The following is an 18406-nucleotide window of genomic DNA, read 5'->3' on the forward strand; positions in this document are numbered from 1 at the left end:
CCGGCGCCGCCCCTCTCTCTGTCATGCCCCTGATCACTCCAGCATCCGTACGCGGAAAGGAAAGGCCATGTCCCCCATCCCCCGCAGGTCCCTGCTCAAGGCCGCCGCCGTGGCCGGCGCCGCCGCCCAGTTCAGCTGGGCGCTGGGCGCGAAGAACGCCCAGGCCGCGCCCGCCGCCGACACCGCCGCCGACGCCCCCGTCACCCTCGACTGGCTGGAGGACGGCGGCCTCGGCGCCGCCCCCGGCTCCACCGTCGGCGTCCCCTGGCCCAAGGGCGCCCTCCAGGAGGACCAGACCTTCGCCGTCACCGACGCCGGCGGCACCGCCGTACCCGTCCAGACCTGGCCGCTGGCGTACTGGCCGGACGGCTCCCTGAAGTGGACGGCGCACGCGGTCGCCACCGGCTCCGGCCGGCTCACCCTCACCACCGGGACGCCCGCCGTGCCCGAGCGGAAGGTCACCGTCACCCGGCGCGGCGGGGGAGTCGACATAGCGACCGGCGTCATCACCGCGCGCATCGGCACCTCCGGCACCACCCTGATCAAGTCCGTCACCAGAGGCGCCACCGAGATCGCCCGGAACGGCCGGCTGGTCCTGCTCCGCCAGCCCGAGATCGAGGACGGCGACCAGGGCACCGTCAAGCACGAGCGCTTCGACGGCGCGATCAGCGAGGTGACGATCGAACAGCAGGGCCCGGTCCGCGCCGTCGTCCGCGTCGACGGCAAGCACCGCAAGGGCAGCCGCGGCTGGCTCCCCTTCTCCGTCCGCCTCTACTTCTACGCGGGCGCCGACTCCTTCCGCATGGTGCACACCATCACCTTCGACGGCACCCAGGAACCCGGAAAGACCTCCGGCGACTTCATCCGCGGTCTCGGCGTCCGCCTCACCGTGCCGATGCGCGACGCCTCCTACGACCGTCACATCCGCATCGGCGGTGAGGGCACCGGCCTGCTCCGCGAGGCCGTCAAGGGCATCACCGGACTGCGCCGCGACCCGGGGGCGGCCGTACAGGCGGCGCAGTACGCGGGGGAGAAGCTGCCCGACCCCGCCACCTGGGACCAGCGTGTCACCAGCCGCCTCCAGTACATCCCCGAGTGGGGCGACTACACCCTCTCCCAGCTCTCCGCCGACGGCTTCACCGTGCGCAAGCGCACCACGAAGGGCCACGGCTGGATCGCCGCCGGCGGCGGACGCCGCGCCTCCGGTTTCGGCTATGTCGGCGGCGTGAGCGGCGGCCTCTCCTTCGGCCTGCGCGACTTCTGGGAGAAGTACCCCGCCCAGCTCGACATCCGCGACGCGCAGACCGACGAGGCCGAGGTCACCCTCTGGCTCTGGTCCCCCGAGGCCCAGCCCATGGACCTGCGCTTCTACCACGACGGTATGGACCAGGACACCTACGCCGAACAGCTGGAGGGCCTCAACATCACCTACGAGGACTACGAGCCCGGGTTCGGCACCCCCTACGGCATCGCCCGCACCTCCGAGCTGCTGTTCTGGGCCAACGCCGCCACCCCCGCCCCCGAGACCCTCGCCCGGCAGGCCGAGGCCGTCCGCGTCCTGCCGCAGCTCGCCGCCCCGCCCGCCCAGCTCATCAAGGCGGGCGTCTTCGGCAAGGGCCTCTACGCCGAACCCGACCGCTCCACCCCCGCCAAGGCGAAGATCGAGGACCACCTCGACTTCCTCTTCACCTACTACAAGGACCAGGTGGAGCAGCGCCGCTGGTACGGCTTCTGGGACTACGGCGACATCATGCACACCTACGACAGCGTCCGGCACCAGTGGCGCTACGACGTCGGCGGCTACGCCTGGGACAACTCCGAACTCTCGCCCGACCTCTGGCTCTGGTACGCCTACCTGCGCTCCGGCCGCGCCGACATCTTCCGCTTCGCCGAGGCGATGACCCGGCACACCGGCGAGGTCGACGTCTACCACCTCGGCAAGTGGGCCGGCCTCGGCACCCGGCACGGCGTCCAGCACTATGCCGACAGCGCCAAGCAGCAGCGCATCGCCAACACCACCTACCGCCGCTTCTACTACTTCCTCACCGCCGACGAACGCGTCGGCGACCTCATGCACGCCAACGTCGACTCCGACGAGACCTTCCTCGTCCTCGACCCCAACCGCAAGGTCCGCACCGACCCCTACACCCCCGACCGGCACGCCCTGTCCATCGGCTTCGGCACCGACTGGAGCGGCCTGGTGTCCGCCTGGCTCACCGAGTGGGAACGCAAGGGCCCCAAGTGGGAGAAGGCCAAGGCCCGGGTGATCTCCACCATGAAGGGCATCGCCGCCCAGCCCAACGGCTTCGTCCAGGGCAGCGGCCTGTACGACCTCGACACCGGCGAGTTCGCCGTCGCCGAGCGGCCGGTGGTCGGCGTCTCCCACCTGTCCGCCGTCTTCGGCCTCAACGAACTGTGCGCCGAACTGATCGACCTGGTCGACCTCCCGGAGTTCAACGAGGCGTACTACGACTACTGCCGCTACTTCAACGCCTCCAAGACCGAACAGGCCGCCCGCTACGGCGCCCACTTCGGCTCCCTGATCCTCTTCCAGGGCCACTCCCGCCTCGACGCCTACGCCGCCGTACGGACCGGCGACGCCAAGCTCGCCGCCCGCGCCTGGCAGAAGTTCTACGACTCCGACGGCTACAAGGAGTCGGCCCCCTGGACGACGGAGAAGATCACCGGCCCGATGGCGCTGGTGCCCGGCACCGAGGCGAGCTGGGTCTCCACCAACGACACCGCCCTCTACGGCCTCGCCGCCATCGAGAACCTCGCCCTGGTGGGCGACCGCATGCCGTGACCGGCGCCCGCGCGGGCAGGCTGGGGGCGTGGACTGGAACCATTACCGCTTCCGCAGCCGCTGGGCGCTGCCCGCCCCCGTCACCGACGTCTACCGCGCCCTGGAACGGATCGAGGACTACCCCCGCTGGTGGCCCCAGGTCCGCGAGGTCGTCCGCCTCGACGCCGCCACCGGCACCGCCCGCATCCGCGCCCTCCTCCCGTACGACCTCACCCAGACCCTGCGGGAGGAGCGGCGCGATCCGGCCGCCGGCGTCCTGGAGGTCTCGCTGACCGGCGACATCGAGGGCTGGGCACGCTGGACGGTCACCCCCGAGGCCACCGGCGCCCTCGCCCGCTATGACCAGGAGGTCGACGTCCGCAAGCCGCTGCTGCGCCGGCTCGCCGTGCCCGGCCGGGCGTTCTTCCGCGCCAACCACACGCTGATGATGCGGGCCGGGCGGCGCGGACTGGCCACGCACCTGGGAGCGGTTTGAAGGAAGCCCGCCCGGACCTGTATGGTTCAGTGCGTTCCCGGGCGATTAGCTCAGTGGGAGAGCGCTTCGTTCACACCGAAGAGGTCACTGGTTCGAACCCAGTATCGCCCACCGGGAGAGCCGGTCCGCCGCATGGCGGACCGGCTTTTTTCTGCCCGCACCTCGGTCAGGCCGCCGCCCGCACCTCCGGCCGCAGGGGCCAGGCCGGGTCCACCGCCTCCTCCGTGCCGCTGGGCGCGAACCACGTCTCCAGGCCCCGTGCCTGTGCCGCGTGCCACACCGCCTGCAAGGCGTGCAGCTCCGCCGGGGAGAGCCGCTCCAGCCGCCCCGCGAACCGGCGCCCCACCGCCCGGACCACCTCAAGCGCCGCCTGCGCCCCGGCCGCCGCGTCGGGCGTCTCGTCCAGCGGGACGCCGTAGTGCGCGCACAGGTCGGGCAGGGTCCGGCGGCCCTTGCGGGAGCGGTCCAGATGCCGGTCGAGGACCGGCGGATCGAGGACGTACAGCGGCGTCCGCTCCAGCCAGCGACCCAGCGACGAGGCCCGGTGCCGCCGCAACTCCCGGTCCAGCAGCGTCAGATCGAACGGCGCGTCCATCACGACCAGCGGCCGCCCGGCCCGCGCCTGCTCCGCCAGCGTCTCCGCCGTCTCGTACATCACCGGGGCGGGCCAGCGCCCGCTGCGGTGCAGATGCTCCTCCGTCAGCCCGAGCGCCGCGGTCGCCGCCGCGGGCACCGGCACCCCCGGGTCCACCAGCCAGCGGCTGACCCGTGGCCGGATGCCCGGGGCGTCCTGCACGACGACGGCCGCCGACACGATCCGGTCGGTCTCGACGTCGGTGCCCGTGGTCTCCGTGGCGAACGCGGCCAGGGGCCCTTCGTACCAGCACGCCATACCACCACAACCCCTCGATCACCCTCGGCAGTTGGCATCCCGCCCGCTGCCCGTTCCGGTGATACCCGGCCTTTTCGCCCCGTACGCCGGAAGGGCCGCGCCGTACGGCGGCGGGCACCCGCCGGGGAACGGTTTCGCGGGGGACCCGGCCGGGTCGGTACGATCGGCCCCATGCGTGCGCTCCGGTATGGCGCCGCGACCCACTTCAGTCAGGAGAGACCGGTGTCAGACGTCCGTGTGATCATCCAGCGCGATTCCGAGCGGGAAGAACGCGTGGTGACGACGGGCACCACGGCGGCCGACCTCTTCGCCGGCGAGCGCTCGATCGTGGCCGCCCGGGTGGACGGCGAGCTGAAGGACCTCACCTACGAGGTCAAGGACGGCGAGGCCGTCGAGGGCGTCGAGATCTCCTCCGAGGACGGCCTGAACATCCTGCGGCACTCCACCGCGCACGTCATGGCGCAGGCCGTGCAGGAGCTGTTCCCCGAGGCCAAGCTGGGCATCGGCCCGCCCATCCGGGACGGCTTCTACTACGACTTCGACGTCAAGGAGCCCTTCACCCCCGAGGACCTCAAGCGCGTCGAGAAGAAGATGCAGGAGATCCAGAAGCGGGGCCAGCGCTTCTCCCGCCGGGTCACCAGCGACGACGCAGCCCGCGAGGAGCTGGCGGACGAGCCGTACAAGCTGGAGCTGATCGGCCTCAAGGGCAACGCCGCGCAGGCCGCCGACGGCGCCGACGCCGAGGTCGGCGGCGGCGAGCTGACCATCTACGACAACCTCGACGCCAAGACCGGCGAGCTGTGCTGGAAGGATCTCTGCCGCGGCCCGCACCTGCCGACCACACGGAACATCCCGGCGTTCAAGCTGATGCGCTCCGCCGCCGCCTACTGGCGTGGCAGCGAGAAGAACCCCCAGCTCCAGCGCATCTACGGCACCGCATGGCCGTCCAAGGACGAGCTGAAGGCCCACCTGGACTTCCTCGCCGAGGCCGAGAAGCGCGACCACCGCAAGCTCGGCGCCGAGCTGGACCTGTTCTCCTTCCCCGACGAGCTGGGCCCCGGCCTCGCGGTCTTCCACCCCAGGGGCGGTGTGATCCGCAAGGTCATGGAGGACTACTCGCGCCGCCGGCACGAGGTGTCCGGCTACGAGTTCGTGAACACCCCGCACATCTCGAAGGAGCACCTCTTCGAGATCTCCGGGCACCTGCCGCACTACGCGGAAGGCATGTTCCCGCCCATCCAGTTCGACGAGCAGAACTACCGCCTCAAGGCGATGAACTGCCCGATGCACAACCTGATCTTCAAGTCGCGCGGCCGTTCCTACCGTGAGCTGCCCCTGCGCCTCTTCGAGTTCGGGACCGTGTACCGGTACGAGAAGTCGGGCGTCGTACACGGACTGACCCGCTCGCGCGGCTTCACCCAGGACGACTCGCACATCTACTGCACCACCGAGCAGATGCCCGAGGAGCTGGACACGCTCCTCACCTTCGTCCTGGACCTGCTGCGGGACTACGGCCTGACCGAGTTCGAGCTGGAGCTGTCCACCCGCGACGACTCCGACAAGTTCATCGGCTCCGACGAGGACTGGGAGGAAGCCACCGAGGCGCTCCGCCAGGCCGCCGAGAAGCAGAACCTCCCGCTGGTCCCGGACCCGGGCGGCGCCGCCTACTACGGACCGAAGATCTCCGTCCAGGCCAAGGACGCCATCGGCCGCTCCTGGCAGATGTCGACCATCCAGGTCGACTTCAACCAGCCCAAGCGGTTCAACCTGGAGTACACCGCCGCCGACGGCTCCCGCCGCCAGCCCGTCATGATCCACCGGGCGCTGTTCGGCTCCATCGAGCGGTTCTTCGGCGTCCTCCTGGAGCACTACGCCGGAGCCTTCCCGGCCTGGCTGGCGCCCGTCCAGGCACTGGGCATCCCGATCGGCGACGCCCACGTGTCCTACCTCCAGGAGTTCGCGGAGAAGGCGCGGGCGGCGGGGCTGCGGGTCGAGGTCGACTCCTCCTCCGACCGGATGCAGAAGAAGATCCGCAACGCCCAGAAGCAGAAGGTCCCGTTCATGGTCATCGCCGGTGACGAGGACATGGCCAACGGGGCCGTCTCCTTCCGCTACCGCGACGGCTCCCAGGAGAACGGCATCCCCGTCGACGAGGCCATCGCCAAGATCGCCAAGGTCGTCGAGGAGCGCGCGCAGGTCTGACCCGCCGTACCGCGAAGGCCCCCGGGCGACCCCGGGGGCCTTTCCCGTCCCCCGGGCCCGACGCCATATGCTGCACGCATGACGAGTGAGCCGGAGCAGCAGTGGGGAGTGGGGACGCGGGACGCGTTCCAGCGCCTGTGGACGCCCCATCGGATGGCGTACATCCAGGGGGAGAACAAGCCGAGCGGCCCGGGCGCCGACGACGGCTGTCCCTTCTGCTCGATCCCGGCAAAATCGGACGAGGACGGGCTGATCGTCCGCCGCGGTGAACTGGTCTACGCGGTGCTCAACCTCTACCCGTACACCGGTGGCCACCTGATGGCCGTGCCCTACCGGCACATCGCCGACTACACCGAGCTGACGGACGCGGAGACCGCCGAGCTGGCCGAGCTGACCAAGCAGGCGATGACGGCCCTGCGCACCGCGTCCGGCGCGCACGGCTTCAACATCGGCATGAACCAGGGCGCGGTCGCCGGCGCGGGCATCGCCGCCCACCTGCACCAGCACGTCGTGCCCCGCTGGGGCGGCGACACCAACTTCATGCCGGTGGTCGGCCACACCAAGGTGCTGCCGCAGCTCCTCGGGGACACCCGGAAGATGCTGGCGGAGGCGTGGCCGACGCCGACGGCCTGACGGCCGCCCCTACGCGTTGTACGTGTCGGCCTTCCCCGGCGTCGGGTCCTGGACCGCGCCGCTGAGGAACGCCGACCGGGCGCCGAACTTCTCGGTGTTCACGCCGTTCTCCTCCAGCACCTTGATCGCCGCCCGGTGCACCACCCGCAGCACGGGCGTCGCCGCCCGCAGCGCGTCGTCCGCCATGAAGCGGTGCCGCCAGGGCTGGTCGGCCCAGGCGTGCCGCAGGCCGAACGGCTCTGGCAGGGAGATGGTGCCGCCCAGCCAGTTCAGCGCCGGCGTGTACCAGGTGAACGGGGCGCGGACGGCGAGCCGGACCACTTCCTGCGTGTTGACCAGCGGAAGCATCACCTTGCGGCTCTCCCACGGCTTGAACGCCTTGGTGACCGTCTTGGAGGGCGCCGAGGGCCCGCCCATGAACAGCCCGTTCACCGGGCCCAGCGCGTGGCCGGTGACCTCGATGCGCAGGGTGGAGTGCAGCACCGTCACCGTGATCAGCATGGTGATGACCAGCTGCCCGTCCCACAGCACCCACTGCACGCCCAGGTAGTGCCGGTCGCCGGCGCCGAACTGCTGCTTGTTGCAGATCTCCTGCACCGCGTGCGGCTTGACCTGGTACGCCTCGACGTCCGCGCCCTCCGGGCGGGACACCGCCGTCGCGCCCTCCACGATCGGGGTGACGATCCAGTGCCGTATCGACGGTTTGGTGAAGCCCCCGGTGTTCAGCGGGCCGCGCTCCAGCAGGCTGAGCTGGTCGTGGATGGCGCGTACGACGTCCCAGCTCCGGAACGGATGGATCTCCCGGGCGGGATCGGCGGGGAGCAGCTCCTCGGCCAGCTGCCAGCTGCCCCAGCGGGTGCCCATGCCGAGTATGCCCTTGGGGCCGGCGTAGAAGACCGAGTTGGACTGCTGCTCGGCGCCGAGCCGGGCCAGGGACTGGCGGAGCTGTTCGGCGGCGGTCTCGTCGGGATTGCTCGGCACCGCCTCAGGAACCTTGGCGCCGACACTGGCCCCCTTGACCAGGCTGCCCCAGCTCGCGCTGAGGTCCTTCGCCGTACCCTCGCAGATCCGCTTGGCCCAGAACCAGCCGACCACCGGCATGACCGCCGCCAGCCGGCCGTACCAGCCCCAGAAGCCCCCGAACGGCATCTTGAGCACGAAGAGCACCGCCAGCGCGCCCACCGCCACGAGCACCGCCGTGCCGAGGGCGCCGGCCTGCTTGTTCTCCGACTTGGCGACCGTGCCGCGGATCAGGAAGCCGAGCAGCCAGACCAGCAGGCCGGGCAGGAAGAGCAGCCCGCACACCGCCATCACGAAGGTCAGTTTCCGGTCGCGCTCCTTGCGGATGCGGTTCGCGGCCAGGCAGTGCTCCACGACGACCTGCGGCTCGATGCCGAAGGACTGGATGAGGGGCTTGCGGCCGGCGCCCAGCATGCGGCCCACCACCGCCTGGGCGAACGCCTCACCGAGATTGGGCCGGAAGATCTTCGCCCAGGAGCGGCCCGGGTTGACGGTCGTCTGGTGCCACTCGTTGTCGGCCTTCTTGATCTCCTCCACCGGGCTGTCCCGGTAGGCCGCCGACGCCAGCGCCAGCGTGGCCGTCTGGCTCGCGTCCCCCGCCCGGGGCACCTGAGGCCCGAAGAAGTCCGCGTAACCGCCGTCGGTCATTCCCGCCCCCAGATCGAAGCCGCTCTCGCTCAAGCGGCTTTCCCGACTTCCGTGCTCCGCACACCTGTTGATCAGGTCGTCAGCGTAACTCCCGGTGCCCTCCCGTGTCGGCGGACGGCCGGAAGCCACCCGCCGGCGAGGAGGGCGGCGCCCGGCCAGCGGACCGCCGGAGTGCGCCCGGCGCTGATCACGCGCCCTCGTGCGCCGCCTCCCGGACCCGCTGCGCCACCTGCGGCGGCATCGGCTCGTGCCGCGCGTAGCGGCGGTCGAACCGGGCCGTGCCGTGCGACAGGGACCGCAGGTCCACGGCGTACCGGCCGATCTCGATCTCCGGCACCTCGGCCCGCACCAGGGTGCGTCCGCCCGGGGCCTGCTCGGTGCCGAGCACCCGGCCGCGCCGCCCGGACAGATCGCTCATCACCGCGCCCACGTAGTCGTCGCCGACCAGCACGCTGACCTCGGCCACCGGCTCCAGCAGACGGATCGCCGCGCCGGCGGCGGCCTCCCGCAGCGCCAGCGCGCCGGCCGTCTGGAAGGCGGCGTCGGAGGAGTCCACCGAGTGCGCCTTGCCGTCCCGCAGGGTGACCCGCACGTCGATCAGCGGATGGCCCGCGGCGACGCCCTTGGCGGCCTGCGCGCGCACGCCCTTCTCGACGGACGGGACGAACTGCCGGGGCACCGCGCCGCCGACCACCTCGTCCACGAACTCGATGCCCGAGCCGCCCGGCAGCGGCTCCACCTCGATCTCGCAGATCGCGTACTGCCCGTGTCCGCCGGACTGCTTGACGTGCCGCCCGCGCCCGGCCGCCTTCCGCCCGAACGTCTCCCGCAGCGACACCCGGTGCGGTACGACGTCGACCTGGACGCCGTAACGGCCGCGCAGCCGCTCCAGGGCGACGTCGGCGTGCGCCTCGCCCAGACACCACAGGACCACCTGGTGGGTCTCCGGGTTCTGCTCCAGGCGCGTCGTCGGGTCCTCGGCGACGAGCCGGGCGAGCCCCTGGGAGAGCCTGTCCTCGTCGGCTTTGCCGTGCGCCCTGATGGCGAGCGGCAGCAGTGGTTCGGGCATCGCCCACGGCTCCATGAGCAGCGGATCGTCCTTCGAGGAGAGCGTGTCCCCGGTCTCCGCGCGGGTCAGCCTCGCCACGCACGCGAGGTCGCCGGCGACGACGTGCGACACCGGGCGCTGCTGCTTGCCGAAGGGGGTGGAGAGGGCGCCGACGCGCTCGTCGACGTCGTGGTCCTCGTGTCCGCGGCCGGCCGGACCGTGCCCGGAGACGTGCACCGCCTGGTCGGCGCGCAGGGTGCCGGAGAAGACCCGGACCAGCGAGATCCGGCCGACGTACGGGTCCGAGGAGGTCTTGACGACCTCGGCGGCCAGGGACGCGTCGGGGTCGCACGGCGGCAGCTCGCGCGGCCGGCCGTAGGGGGTGGTGACACGGGGCGCCGCCCGCTCCAGCGGCGTCGGGAAACCCCGGGTGATCAGCTCCAGCAGCTCCACCGTGCCGAGGCCCTGCCGGGCGCCCTCGGCGGCGGGCGCGGCGGCCAGCACCGGGAAGAAGGAACCGCGCGCCACGGCCCGTTCCAGATCCTCGATCAGCGTCTTGACGTCGACCGGCTCCCCGGCGAGGTAGCGGTCCATGAGGGTCTCGTCCTCGCTCTCCGCGATGACGCCCTCGATCAGCCGGCCGCGGGCCTCCTCGATCAGCGGGAGCCGGGCGGCGTCCGGCGCGGACTCCACGCGCTCACCGGACGCGTAGTCGAACAGCTTCTGGGTGAGCAGCCCGATCAGCCCGGTCACGGGCGCGTGCCCGTCGGGGCGGCGCGGGCCGCGCAGCGGCAGGTACAGCGGCAGTACGGCGTCGGGGTCGCCGGCGCCGAACGCCTCCGCGCAGGCCCGGGTCGTCTCCTCGAAGCCGGCCCGCGCGGCCTCCAGATGCGTGATCACGATCGCGCGGGGCATGCCGACGGCCGCGCACTCCTCCCACACCACGCGGGTCGAGCCGTCCACGCCGTCCGCGGCGGAGACGACGAAGAGGGCCGCGTCCGCCGCGCGCAGACCGGCCCGCAGCTCCCCGACGAAGTCGGCGTACCCGGGGGTGTCGAGGAGGTTGACCTTGATGCCGTCCCAGGTGACGGGGACGAGCGAGAGCTGTACGGAGCGCCGCCTGCGCTGCTCGATCTCGTCGTAGTCCGAGACACAGCCGCCGTCCTCCACGCGGCCGGCCCGGTTCAGCGCTCCCGCGGTCAGCGCGAGGGCCTCCACGAGTGTCGTCTTGCCCGATCCGGAGGAGCCGACCAGCACCACGTTCCGTACGGACGCGGGGTGGTCGGCCGCCTGCGCCCGGCCGGCGGCTCCGGGGTGGGTGTGCGCCTTGTCGCCCATGACTTGCCTCCCGTGCGCGGTGAGGTCACCGGGGGCGCGGACACGCGTCGGCCGCGTGCGAGCGGCTCCTGCGACGCCCGCGGTCCTTCGAGCTTTCCACTCCCGTCACGCCGCGTCCATACGGAAGGACCCGGCGCCCGCGCCGGCCGTCCCCGTACGGTGGGGCGGGTGCCCGGCCGTCGCCCACGCGCGCGCGTGACTACGATGGGCCAGCCGGTGGCCAGCAGGGGCCGCGCGGCGACACCGACCGTCGGGAAGGCCATGCTGAACAAGTACGCGCGTGCATTCTTCACGCGTGTCCTCACACCGTTCGCCGCGTTTCTCATCCGCCGCGGGGTCAGCCCCGACACGGTCACGCTGATCGGGACCGCGGGCGTGGTCGCGGGGGCGCTGGTCTTCTACCCCAGGGGCGAGTTCTTCTGGGGCACGGTGGTGATCACCCTCTTCGTCTTCTCCGACCTGGTCGACGGCAACATGGCCCGCCAGCTCGGCCGCTCCAGCCGCTGGGGCGCCTTCCTGGACTCCACCCTGGACCGGGTCGCCGACGGAGCGATCTTCGGCGGCTTCGCCCTCTGGTACGCGGGCAGCGGGAACGACAACGTGCTGTGCGCGGTGTCGATCTTCTGCCTGGCCAGCGGTCAGGTGGTGTCGTACACCAAGGCGCGCGGCGAGTCGATCGGCCTGCCCGTCGCCGTCAACGGCCTGGTCGAGCGCGCCGAGCGGCTGGTCGTCTCACTGGTCGCGGCCGGCTTCGCGGGGCTGCACAAGTTCGGCGTACCGGGCATCCAGTACCTGCTGCCCGTCGCCCTGTGGATCGTCGCCGTCGGCAGCCTGGTCACGCTCGTCCAGCGCGTCGTCACGGTCCGCCGGGAGTCCGCCGAGGCGGAGGCCGCGGCCGACCGGGAGGCCCGGGGGAGCGAGGCGGCCAAGTGAGCGCCCGGGAACGGCTGGCCGACGCGCTCTACGGCGCCGGCTGGAGCACCGTGAAGAAGCTGCCCGAGCCGGTCGCGGCACGCCTCGGCCGCACCGTCGCGGACCTCGCCTGGAAGCGGCGCGGCGAGGGCGTGCTGCGGCTGGAGCGCAACCTCGCGCGCGTGGTGCCGGGCGCGAGCCCCGAGCGGCTCGCCGCGCTCTCCCGCGCGGGGATGCGGTCCTACCTGCGGTACTGGATGGAGTCGTTCCGGCTGCCCGCGTGGAGCCCGGAGCGGATCGCCGACGGCGTCGACGTCGAGAACCTGCACCACCTCACCGCGGGCCTGGACGCGGGCAAGGGCGTCATCCTCGCCCTGCCGCACCTCGCCAACTGGGACCTCGCCGGCGCCTGGGTCACCACCCGCCTCGGCATCCCCTTCACGACGGTCGCCGAACGTCTGAAGCCGGAGAGCCTCTACGACCGTTTCGTCGCCTACCGTGAGGGCCTCGGCATGGAGGTGCTGCCGCACACCGGCGGCACCGCCTTCGGCGCGCTCGCCCGGCGGCTGCGCGCGGGCGGCCTGGTCTGCCTGGTCGCCGACCGCGACCTGTCCGCCTCCGGCATCGAGGTCGACTTCTTCGGCGAGCCGGCCCGGATGCCCGGCGGCCCGGCGCTGCTCGCCCAGCAGACCGGGGCGGCCCTGCTGCCGGCCACCCTCTGGTTCGACGACTCGCCCGTGATGCGGGGCCGGGTCCATCCGCCCGTCGCGGTCCCCGGGTCAGGCAACCGGCGCGAGAAGGCGTCTGTCATGACACAGGCGCTGGCCGACGCCTTCGCCACCGGAATCGCCGAGCACCCGGAGGACTGGCACATGCTGCAGCGCTTGTGGCTCGCCGACCTGGACCCACCGAAGGGGCCGTGATGAGGATCGGCATCGTCTGCCCCTACTCCTGGGACGTGCCGGGCGGCGTCCAGTTCCACATCCGCGACCTCGCCGAGTACTTCCTCCGGCTCGGCCACGAGGTGTCCGTGCTCGCCCCCGCCGACGACGACACCCCGCTGCCGCCGTACGTGGTCTCCGCGGGCCGCGCGGTGCCGGTGCCGTACAACGGCTCGGTGGCCCGGCTGAACTTCGGCTTCCTCAGCGCCGCCCGGGTACGGCGGTGGCTGCACGACGGCTCCTTCGACGTCATCCACATCCACGAGCCGACCTCGCCGTCGCTGGGCCTGCTGGCCTGCTGGGCGGCGCAGGGCCCGATCGTGGCGACCTTCCACACCTCCAACCCGCGCTCCCGCGCGATGATCGCCGCGTACTCCATCCTCCAGGCGGCCCTGGAGAAGATCAGCGCCCGGATCGCCGTCAGCGAGTACGCCCGCCGCACCCTGGTCGAGCACCTCGGCGGCGACGCGGTGGTCATCCCCAACGGCGTCGACGTCGACTTCTTCGCCAAGGCCGCGCCGCGCCCCGAGTGGCAGGGCGACACCATCGGCTTCGTCGGCCGCATCGACGAGCCCCGCAAGGGCCTGCCGGTGCTGATGAAGGCCCTGCCCAGAATCCTCGCCGCCCGCCCGCGGACCCGGCTGCTGGTCGCCGGCCGCGGCGACGAGGAGGAGGCGGTCGCCTCGCTCCCCGCCGACCTGCGCTCCCGGGTGGAGTTCCTCGGCATGGTCAGCGACGAGGACAAGGCCCGCTTCCTGCGCAGCGTCGACCTGTACGTCGCTCCCAACACCGGCGGCGAGAGCTTCGGCATCATCCTCGTCGAGGCCATGTCGGCGGGCGCGCCCGTGCTCGCCTCCGACCTCGACGCCTTCGCCCAGGTGCTGGACCGGGGCGCGGCCGGTGAGCTGTTCCCCAACGAGGACGCCGAGGCGCTCGCCGGGGCGGCCGTACGGCTCCTGGAGGACCCGGCCCGCCGCGCGGAGCTGCGGGAGCGGGGCAGCGCGCACGTACGGCGCTTCGACTGGTCGACGGTCGGCGCGGACATCCTGTCCGTCTACGAGACGGTGACGGCGGGCGCGGCGGCGGTGGCGGCGGACGAACGGGCCACGGGGCTGCGGGCGCGGTTCGGGCTGGCCCGGGACCCGGCCGACGGGCCCCGGGCGCCCCGGTAGCCTTGCCGCCCGTGACCGCTACCCTCATCTGGATCCTCGTCGCCCTCGTCCTGATCGGCGTCTACCTGAGCTGGACGGCGGGACGCCTGGACCGGCTGCACGCCCGGATCGACGCCGCCCGCGCCGCGCTCGACGCCCAGTTGCTGCGCCGCGCCTCCGTGGCGCAGGAACTGGCCACCTCGGGCGTCCTGGACCCGGCCGCCTCCATCGTCCTGTACGAGGCGGCGCACGCCGCCCGGCAGGCCGAGGAGGAGCAGCGGGAGGTCGCCGAGAGCGAACTGAGCCAGGCCCTGCGGGCCGTGTTCGGCGACGCGCACCAGGTGACGGCCCTGCGCGAGGCGCCCGGCGGCGAGGAGGCGGCCGGCGAGCTGACCGAGGCGGTCCGCCGGGTACCGATGGCCCGCCGCTTCCACAACGACGCGGTGGGCGCCGCCCGCCGGCTCCGCGAGCACCGCAAGGTCCGCTGGTTCCGGCTGGCCGGCCACGCCCCCTTCCCGCTGGCCTTCGAGATGGACGACGAACCGCCGGCGGCCCTCGTCGACCGCGGTTAGCCGGGGCCGGGCGCGCGGGGCGCGGTGGGTGTGGCGCGGCGCGCGGGGCGGGGGCGCGGGGCGCGAAAACGATCCACCGGCTCCTCATTGGCCCTTGCTGTGGCCTGCTCCGTTCACGTTTCCTCAGTGCTGCCGACATCCTCTTTTCTTCCAGTGAGGTACCCGTGTCCAGCACGCTCCCCGACAACCAGGCCCCCGAGACCGGCACCGCCCGCGTGAAGCGCGGCATGGCCGAACAGCTCAAGGGCGGCGTGATCATGGACGTCGTCACGCCCGAGCAGGCGAAGATCGCCGAGGACGCGGGCGCCGTCGCCGTCATGGCCCTGGAGCGCGTCCCGGCCGACATCCGCAAGGACGGCGGTGTGGCCCGGATGTCCGACCCGGACATGATCGAGGGCATCATCGAGGCGGTCTCCATCCCCGTGATGGCCAAGTCCCGCATCGGCCACTTCGTCGAGGCCCAGGTGCTCCAGGCCCTCGGCGTCGACTACATCGACGAGTCCGAGGTCCTCACCCCGGCCGACGAGGTCAACCACTCCGACAAGTGGGCCTTCACCACCCCGTTCGTCTGCGGCGCCACCAACCTCGGCGAGGCCCTGCGCCGCATCGCCGAGGGCGCCGCGATGATCCGCTCCAAGGGCGAGGCCGGCACCGGCAACGTCGTCGAGGCCGTCCGCCACCTGCGCCAGATCAAGAACGAGATCGCCCGCCTGCGCGGCTGCGACAACCACGAGCTGTACGCCGCCGCCAAGGAACTGCGCGCCCCCTACGAACTGGTCGCGGAGGTCGCCGAACTCGGCAGGCTCCCGGTCGTCCTCTTCTCGGCCGGCGGCGTCGCCACCCCGGCCGACGCGGCCCTGATGCGCCAGCTCGGCGCCGAGGGCGTCTTCGTCGGCTCCGGCATCTTCAAGTCCGGCGACCCCGCCAAGCGCGCCGCCGCCATCGTCAAGGCGACCACCTTCTACGACGACCCCAAGGTCATCGCGGACGCCTCCCGCGACCTCGGCGAGGCCATGGTGGGCATCAACTGCGACACGCTCCCCGAGGCCGAGCGCTACGCCAACCGCGGCTGGTGATCGCATGCCTTCCCCGGTGATCGGCGTCCTGGCCCTCCAGGGCGACGTCCGGGAGCACCTCGTCGCCCTGGCCGCGGCCGACGCCGTGGCCAGGCCGGTGCGGCGCCCCGGCGAACTCGACGGCGTCGACGGCCTCGTCATCCCCGGCGGCGAGTCCACCACCATCTCCAAACTCGCCGTCCTCTTCGGGATGATGGAACCGCTGCGCGCCCGCGTGCGCGCCGGCCTGCCCGTCTACGGCACCTGCGCCGGCCTGATCATGCTCGCCGACAAGATCCTCGACCCGCGCTCCGGCCAGGAGACGATCGGCGGCATCGACATGATCGTGCGCCGCAACGCCTTCGGCCGGCAGAACGAGTCCTTCGAAGCGGCGGTCGACATCGAGGGCGTCGAGGGCGATCCTGTGGAGGGCGTCTTCATCCGCGCCCCCTGGGTGGAGTCCGTCGGCGCCGGCATCGAGGTGCTCGCCGAGCACGAGGGCCACATCGTCGCCGTCCGCCAGGGCAACGCGCTGGCGACCTCGTTCCACCCGGAGCTGACCGGCGACCACCGCGTGCACCGGCTGTTCACCGACATGGTGCGCGCCCGGGGCGCGGCGGACTCCTTGTAGGATCTCTGGGGTTCGTTCAGTAGATGGGTTACGCGAAGGAGACAGGCAGATGTCCGGCCACTCTAAATGGGCCACGACGAAGCACAAGAAGGCCGTCATCGATGCCAAGCGCGGCAAGCTCTTCGCGAAGCTGATCAAGAACATCGAGGTCGCGGCCCGGATGGGCGGCGCCGACATCGACGGCAACCCGACGCTGTACGACGCCATCCAGAAGGCCAAGAAGCAGTCGGTCCCCAACAAGAACATCGACTCCGCGGTCAAGCGCGGCGCGGGCCTGGAGGCCGGCGGCGCCGACTACGAGACGATCATGTACGAGGGTTACGGGCCGAACGGCGTCGCGGTGCTCATCGAGTGCCTCACCGACAACCGCAACCGCGCCGCGTCCGACGTGCGCGTCGCCATGACCCGCAACGGCGGTTCCATGGCCGACCCCGGATCGGTGTCGTACCTGTTCAACCGCAAGGGCGTGGTCATCGTCCCCAAGGGCGAGCTGACCGAGGACGACGTCCTCGGCGCCGTCCTGGACGCGGGCGCCGAGGAGGTCAACGACCTCGGTGAGACCTTCGAGGTCCTCAGCGAGGCCACCGACCTGGTCGCGGTCCGCACCGCCCTGCAGGACGCCGACATCGACTACGAGTCGGCGGACGCCAACTTCGTCCCGACCATGCAGATCGAGCTGGACGAGGAGGGCGCGCGCAAGATCTTCAAGCTGATCGACGCCCTGGAGGACAGCGACGACGTGCAGAACGTCTTCGCCAACTTCGACGTCAGCGACGAGGTCATGGAGAAGGTCGACGCGTAACACGCGCACGGGCTCGGGCGGGCCGACGGGACACACCCCGTCGGCCCGCCGCTTTGTCAGTGGCACCCGATAGCCTGCACAAACAGGTGATCGAGGGGAGGGAGCGGCGTGCGCGTACTGGGGGTCGACCCGGGGCTGACCCGTTGCGGGGTCGGTGTCGTCGAGGGCGTCGCGGGCCGCCCGCTCACCATGATCGGCGTCGGCGTCGTCCGCACCCCGGCCGACGCCGACCTCGGCCACCGTCTCGTCGCCGTCGAGCAGGGCATCGAGCAGTGGCTCGACGAGCACCGCCCGCAGTACGTCGCGGTCGAGCGCGTCTTCAGCCAGCACAACGTACGGACCGTGATGGGCACGGCCCAGGCCAGCGCCGTCGCCATCCTCTGCGCCTCCCGGCGCGGCATCCCCGTCGCCCTGCACACCCCCAGCGAGGTCAAGGCCGCCGTCACCGGCTCAGGACGCGCCGACAAGGCCCAGGTCGGCGCCATGGTGACCCGGCTGCTGCGGCTCGCCGCGCCCCCGAAGCCCGCCGACGCCGCCGACGCCCTCGCCCTCGCCATCTGCCACATCTGGCGCGCCCCCGCGCAGAACCGGCTCCAGCAGGCCGTCGCCCAGCACACCGCCCAGACCCCCCGAGCCGTGAAAGGCCGCCTCACATGATCGCCTTCGTCAGCGGCACGGTCGCCGCGCTCGCCCCGGACACCGCGGTGGTGGAGGTCGGCGGCGTCGGCATGGCCGTCCAGTGCACACCGGACACGCTCTCCTCGCTCCGCGTCGGACAGCCGGCGAAGCTCGCCACCTCCCTGGTGGTCCGCGAGGACTCCCTCACCCTGTACGGCTTCGCCGACGACGACGAGCGCCAGGTCTTCGAGCTGCTCCAGACCGCCAGCGGCGTCGGCCCGCGCCTCGCCCAGGCCATGCTCGCCGTGCACCGCCCGGACGCCCTGCGCCGGGCCGTCGCCACCGGGGACGAGAAGGCCCTCACCGCCGTCCCCGGCATCGGCAAGAAGGGCGCCCAGAAGCTCCTGCTCGAACTGAAGGACCGCCTCGGCGCCCCGGTCGGCGCCCCCGCCGTCGGCGCCCCGGTCTCCGCCGGCTGGCGCGACCAGCTGCACGCCGCCCTCATCGGCCTCGGGTACGCCACCCGGGAGGCCGACGAGGCCGTCACGGCCGTCGCCCCGCAGGCCGAGGCCGCCGGGGGCACGCCCCAGGTGGGCCAGCTCCTCAAGGCCGCCCTGCAGACGCTGAACCGCGCCCGGTAGCCGTAGAGCCGCAGAGCCGTAGCC

At 72.3% G+C, this 18406-nt stretch carries 16 protein-coding genes and 1 tRNA gene; 14 read left to right on the plus strand and 3 right to left on the minus strand.

Annotated features, from left to right (window positions below; translation table 11 throughout):
* Positions 1–67 precede the first annotated feature (67 nt).
* From Sdagh_RS02350 to Sdagh_RS02360, 3 genes are all read left to right on the plus strand, one after another.
* Positions 68–2803, plus strand: coding sequence for an exo-rhamnogalacturonan lyase family protein (locus tag Sdagh_RS02350; RefSeq protein WP_190077556.1), 2736 nt, complete (start codon positions 68–70; stop codon positions 2801–2803).
* A 28-nt stretch (positions 2804–2831) separates the two neighbouring features.
* Positions 2832–3278, plus strand: coding sequence for an SRPBCC family protein (locus Sdagh_RS02355; RefSeq protein ID WP_189418867.1), 447 nt, complete (start codon positions 2832–2834; stop codon positions 3276–3278).
* A gap of 39 nt (positions 3279–3317) precedes the next feature.
* Positions 3318–3389, plus strand: a tRNA-Val gene (locus Sdagh_RS02360).
* A 55-nt stretch (positions 3390–3444) separates the two neighbouring features.
* Here the strand turns inward: Sdagh_RS02360 and Sdagh_RS02365 are convergent.
* Complete coding sequence (locus Sdagh_RS02365; protein ID WP_190009809.1) at positions 3445–4170, minus strand: exonuclease domain-containing protein; 726 nt, start codon at positions 4168–4170, stop codon at positions 3445–3447.
* A 222-nt stretch (positions 4171–4392) separates the two neighbouring features.
* On the opposite strand from Sdagh_RS02365, the gene thrS reads away from it, so the two are divergent.
* Positions 4393–6372, plus strand: coding sequence for a threonine--tRNA ligase (gene thrS / locus Sdagh_RS02370; protein ID WP_190009811.1), 1980 nt, complete (start codon positions 4393–4395; stop codon positions 6370–6372).
* Positions 6373–6450: 78 nt separating this feature from the next.
* Positions 6451–7005, plus strand: coding sequence for an HIT family protein (locus Sdagh_RS02375; protein WP_189418874.1), 555 nt, complete (start codon positions 6451–6453; stop codon positions 7003–7005).
* Between the two features lie 9 nt (positions 7006–7014).
* On the opposite strand, the gene Sdagh_RS02380 is transcribed toward Sdagh_RS02375, so the two are convergent.
* Entirely contained in the window at positions 7015–8673 is a 1659-nt protein-coding gene (locus Sdagh_RS02380; protein ID WP_190077581.1) for an AbeC-like domain-containing protein, read from the minus strand.
* A 187-nt stretch (positions 8674–8860) separates the two neighbouring features.
* A complete protein-coding gene (locus Sdagh_RS02385) occupies positions 8861–11059 on the minus strand; it encodes an elongation factor G-like protein EF-G2 (protein WP_190077555.1) in 2199 nt (732 codons plus the stop codon).
* Positions 11060–11263: 204 nt separating this feature from the next.
* Between Sdagh_RS02385 and pgsA the strand changes: the two genes are divergently transcribed.
* The 9 genes from pgsA to ruvA all read left to right on the plus strand — a co-directional run bounded on the left by pgsA (position 11264) and on the right by ruvA (position 18382).
* Positions 11264–11992 carry a phosphatidylinositol phosphate synthase gene (pgsA, locus tag Sdagh_RS02390; protein WP_189419132.1) on the plus strand — a complete coding sequence of 243 codons (729 nt, stop codon included), beginning with the start codon at positions 11264–11266 and terminating at the stop codon, positions 11990–11992.
* Entirely contained in the window at positions 11989–12894 is a 906-nt protein-coding gene (locus Sdagh_RS02395) for a phosphatidylinositol mannoside acyltransferase (protein WP_190077554.1), read from the plus strand. The genes pgsA and Sdagh_RS02395 overlap by 4 nt, the downstream gene beginning before the upstream one ends.
* A complete protein-coding gene (locus Sdagh_RS02400) occupies positions 12894–14084 on the plus strand; it encodes a glycosyltransferase family 4 protein (RefSeq protein ID WP_189418880.1) in 1191 nt (396 codons plus the stop codon). Before Sdagh_RS02395 ends, Sdagh_RS02400 begins: the two co-directional genes overlap by 1 nt.
* An 11-nt stretch (positions 14085–14095) precedes the next feature.
* Positions 14096–14635, plus strand: coding sequence for a LemA family protein (locus tag Sdagh_RS02405; RefSeq protein ID WP_189418883.1), 540 nt, complete (start codon positions 14096–14098; stop codon positions 14633–14635).
* Positions 14636–14799: 164 nt separating this feature from the next.
* Positions 14800–15711, plus strand: coding sequence for a pyridoxal 5'-phosphate synthase lyase subunit PdxS (gene pdxS, locus Sdagh_RS02410; protein ID WP_189418885.1), 912 nt, complete (start codon positions 14800–14802; stop codon positions 15709–15711).
* Between the two features lie 4 nt (positions 15712–15715).
* The gene (gene pdxT / locus Sdagh_RS02415; RefSeq protein ID WP_190077553.1) at positions 15716–16321 is read left to right on the plus strand and encodes a pyridoxal 5'-phosphate synthase glutaminase subunit PdxT; all 606 of its coding nucleotides are present in this window, start codon (positions 15716–15718) and stop codon (positions 16319–16321) included.
* A 49-nt stretch (positions 16322–16370) separates the two neighbouring features.
* Positions 16371–17123, plus strand: a complete 753-nt coding sequence (locus Sdagh_RS02420; protein WP_190077552.1) for a YebC/PmpR family DNA-binding transcriptional regulator — start codon at positions 16371–16373, stop codon at positions 17121–17123.
* A 108-nt stretch (positions 17124–17231) separates the two neighbouring features.
* The gene (gene ruvC / locus Sdagh_RS02425; protein WP_189418893.1) at positions 17232–17780 is read left to right on the plus strand and encodes a crossover junction endodeoxyribonuclease RuvC; all 549 of its coding nucleotides are present in this window, start codon (positions 17232–17234) and stop codon (positions 17778–17780) included.
* The gene (gene ruvA / locus Sdagh_RS02430; RefSeq protein WP_189418895.1) at positions 17777–18382 is read left to right on the plus strand and encodes a Holliday junction branch migration protein RuvA; all 606 of its coding nucleotides are present in this window, start codon (positions 17777–17779) and stop codon (positions 18380–18382) included. Before ruvC ends, ruvA begins: the two co-directional genes overlap by 4 nt.
* The last annotated feature ends 24 nt before the right edge of the window (positions 18383–18406 follow it).

Origin of the sequence: Streptomyces daghestanicus (genome assembly GCF_020521275.1) — a bacterium.
Taxonomy (GTDB): domain Bacteria; phylum Actinomycetota; class Actinomycetes; order Streptomycetales; family Streptomycetaceae; genus Streptomyces; species Streptomyces griseoviridis.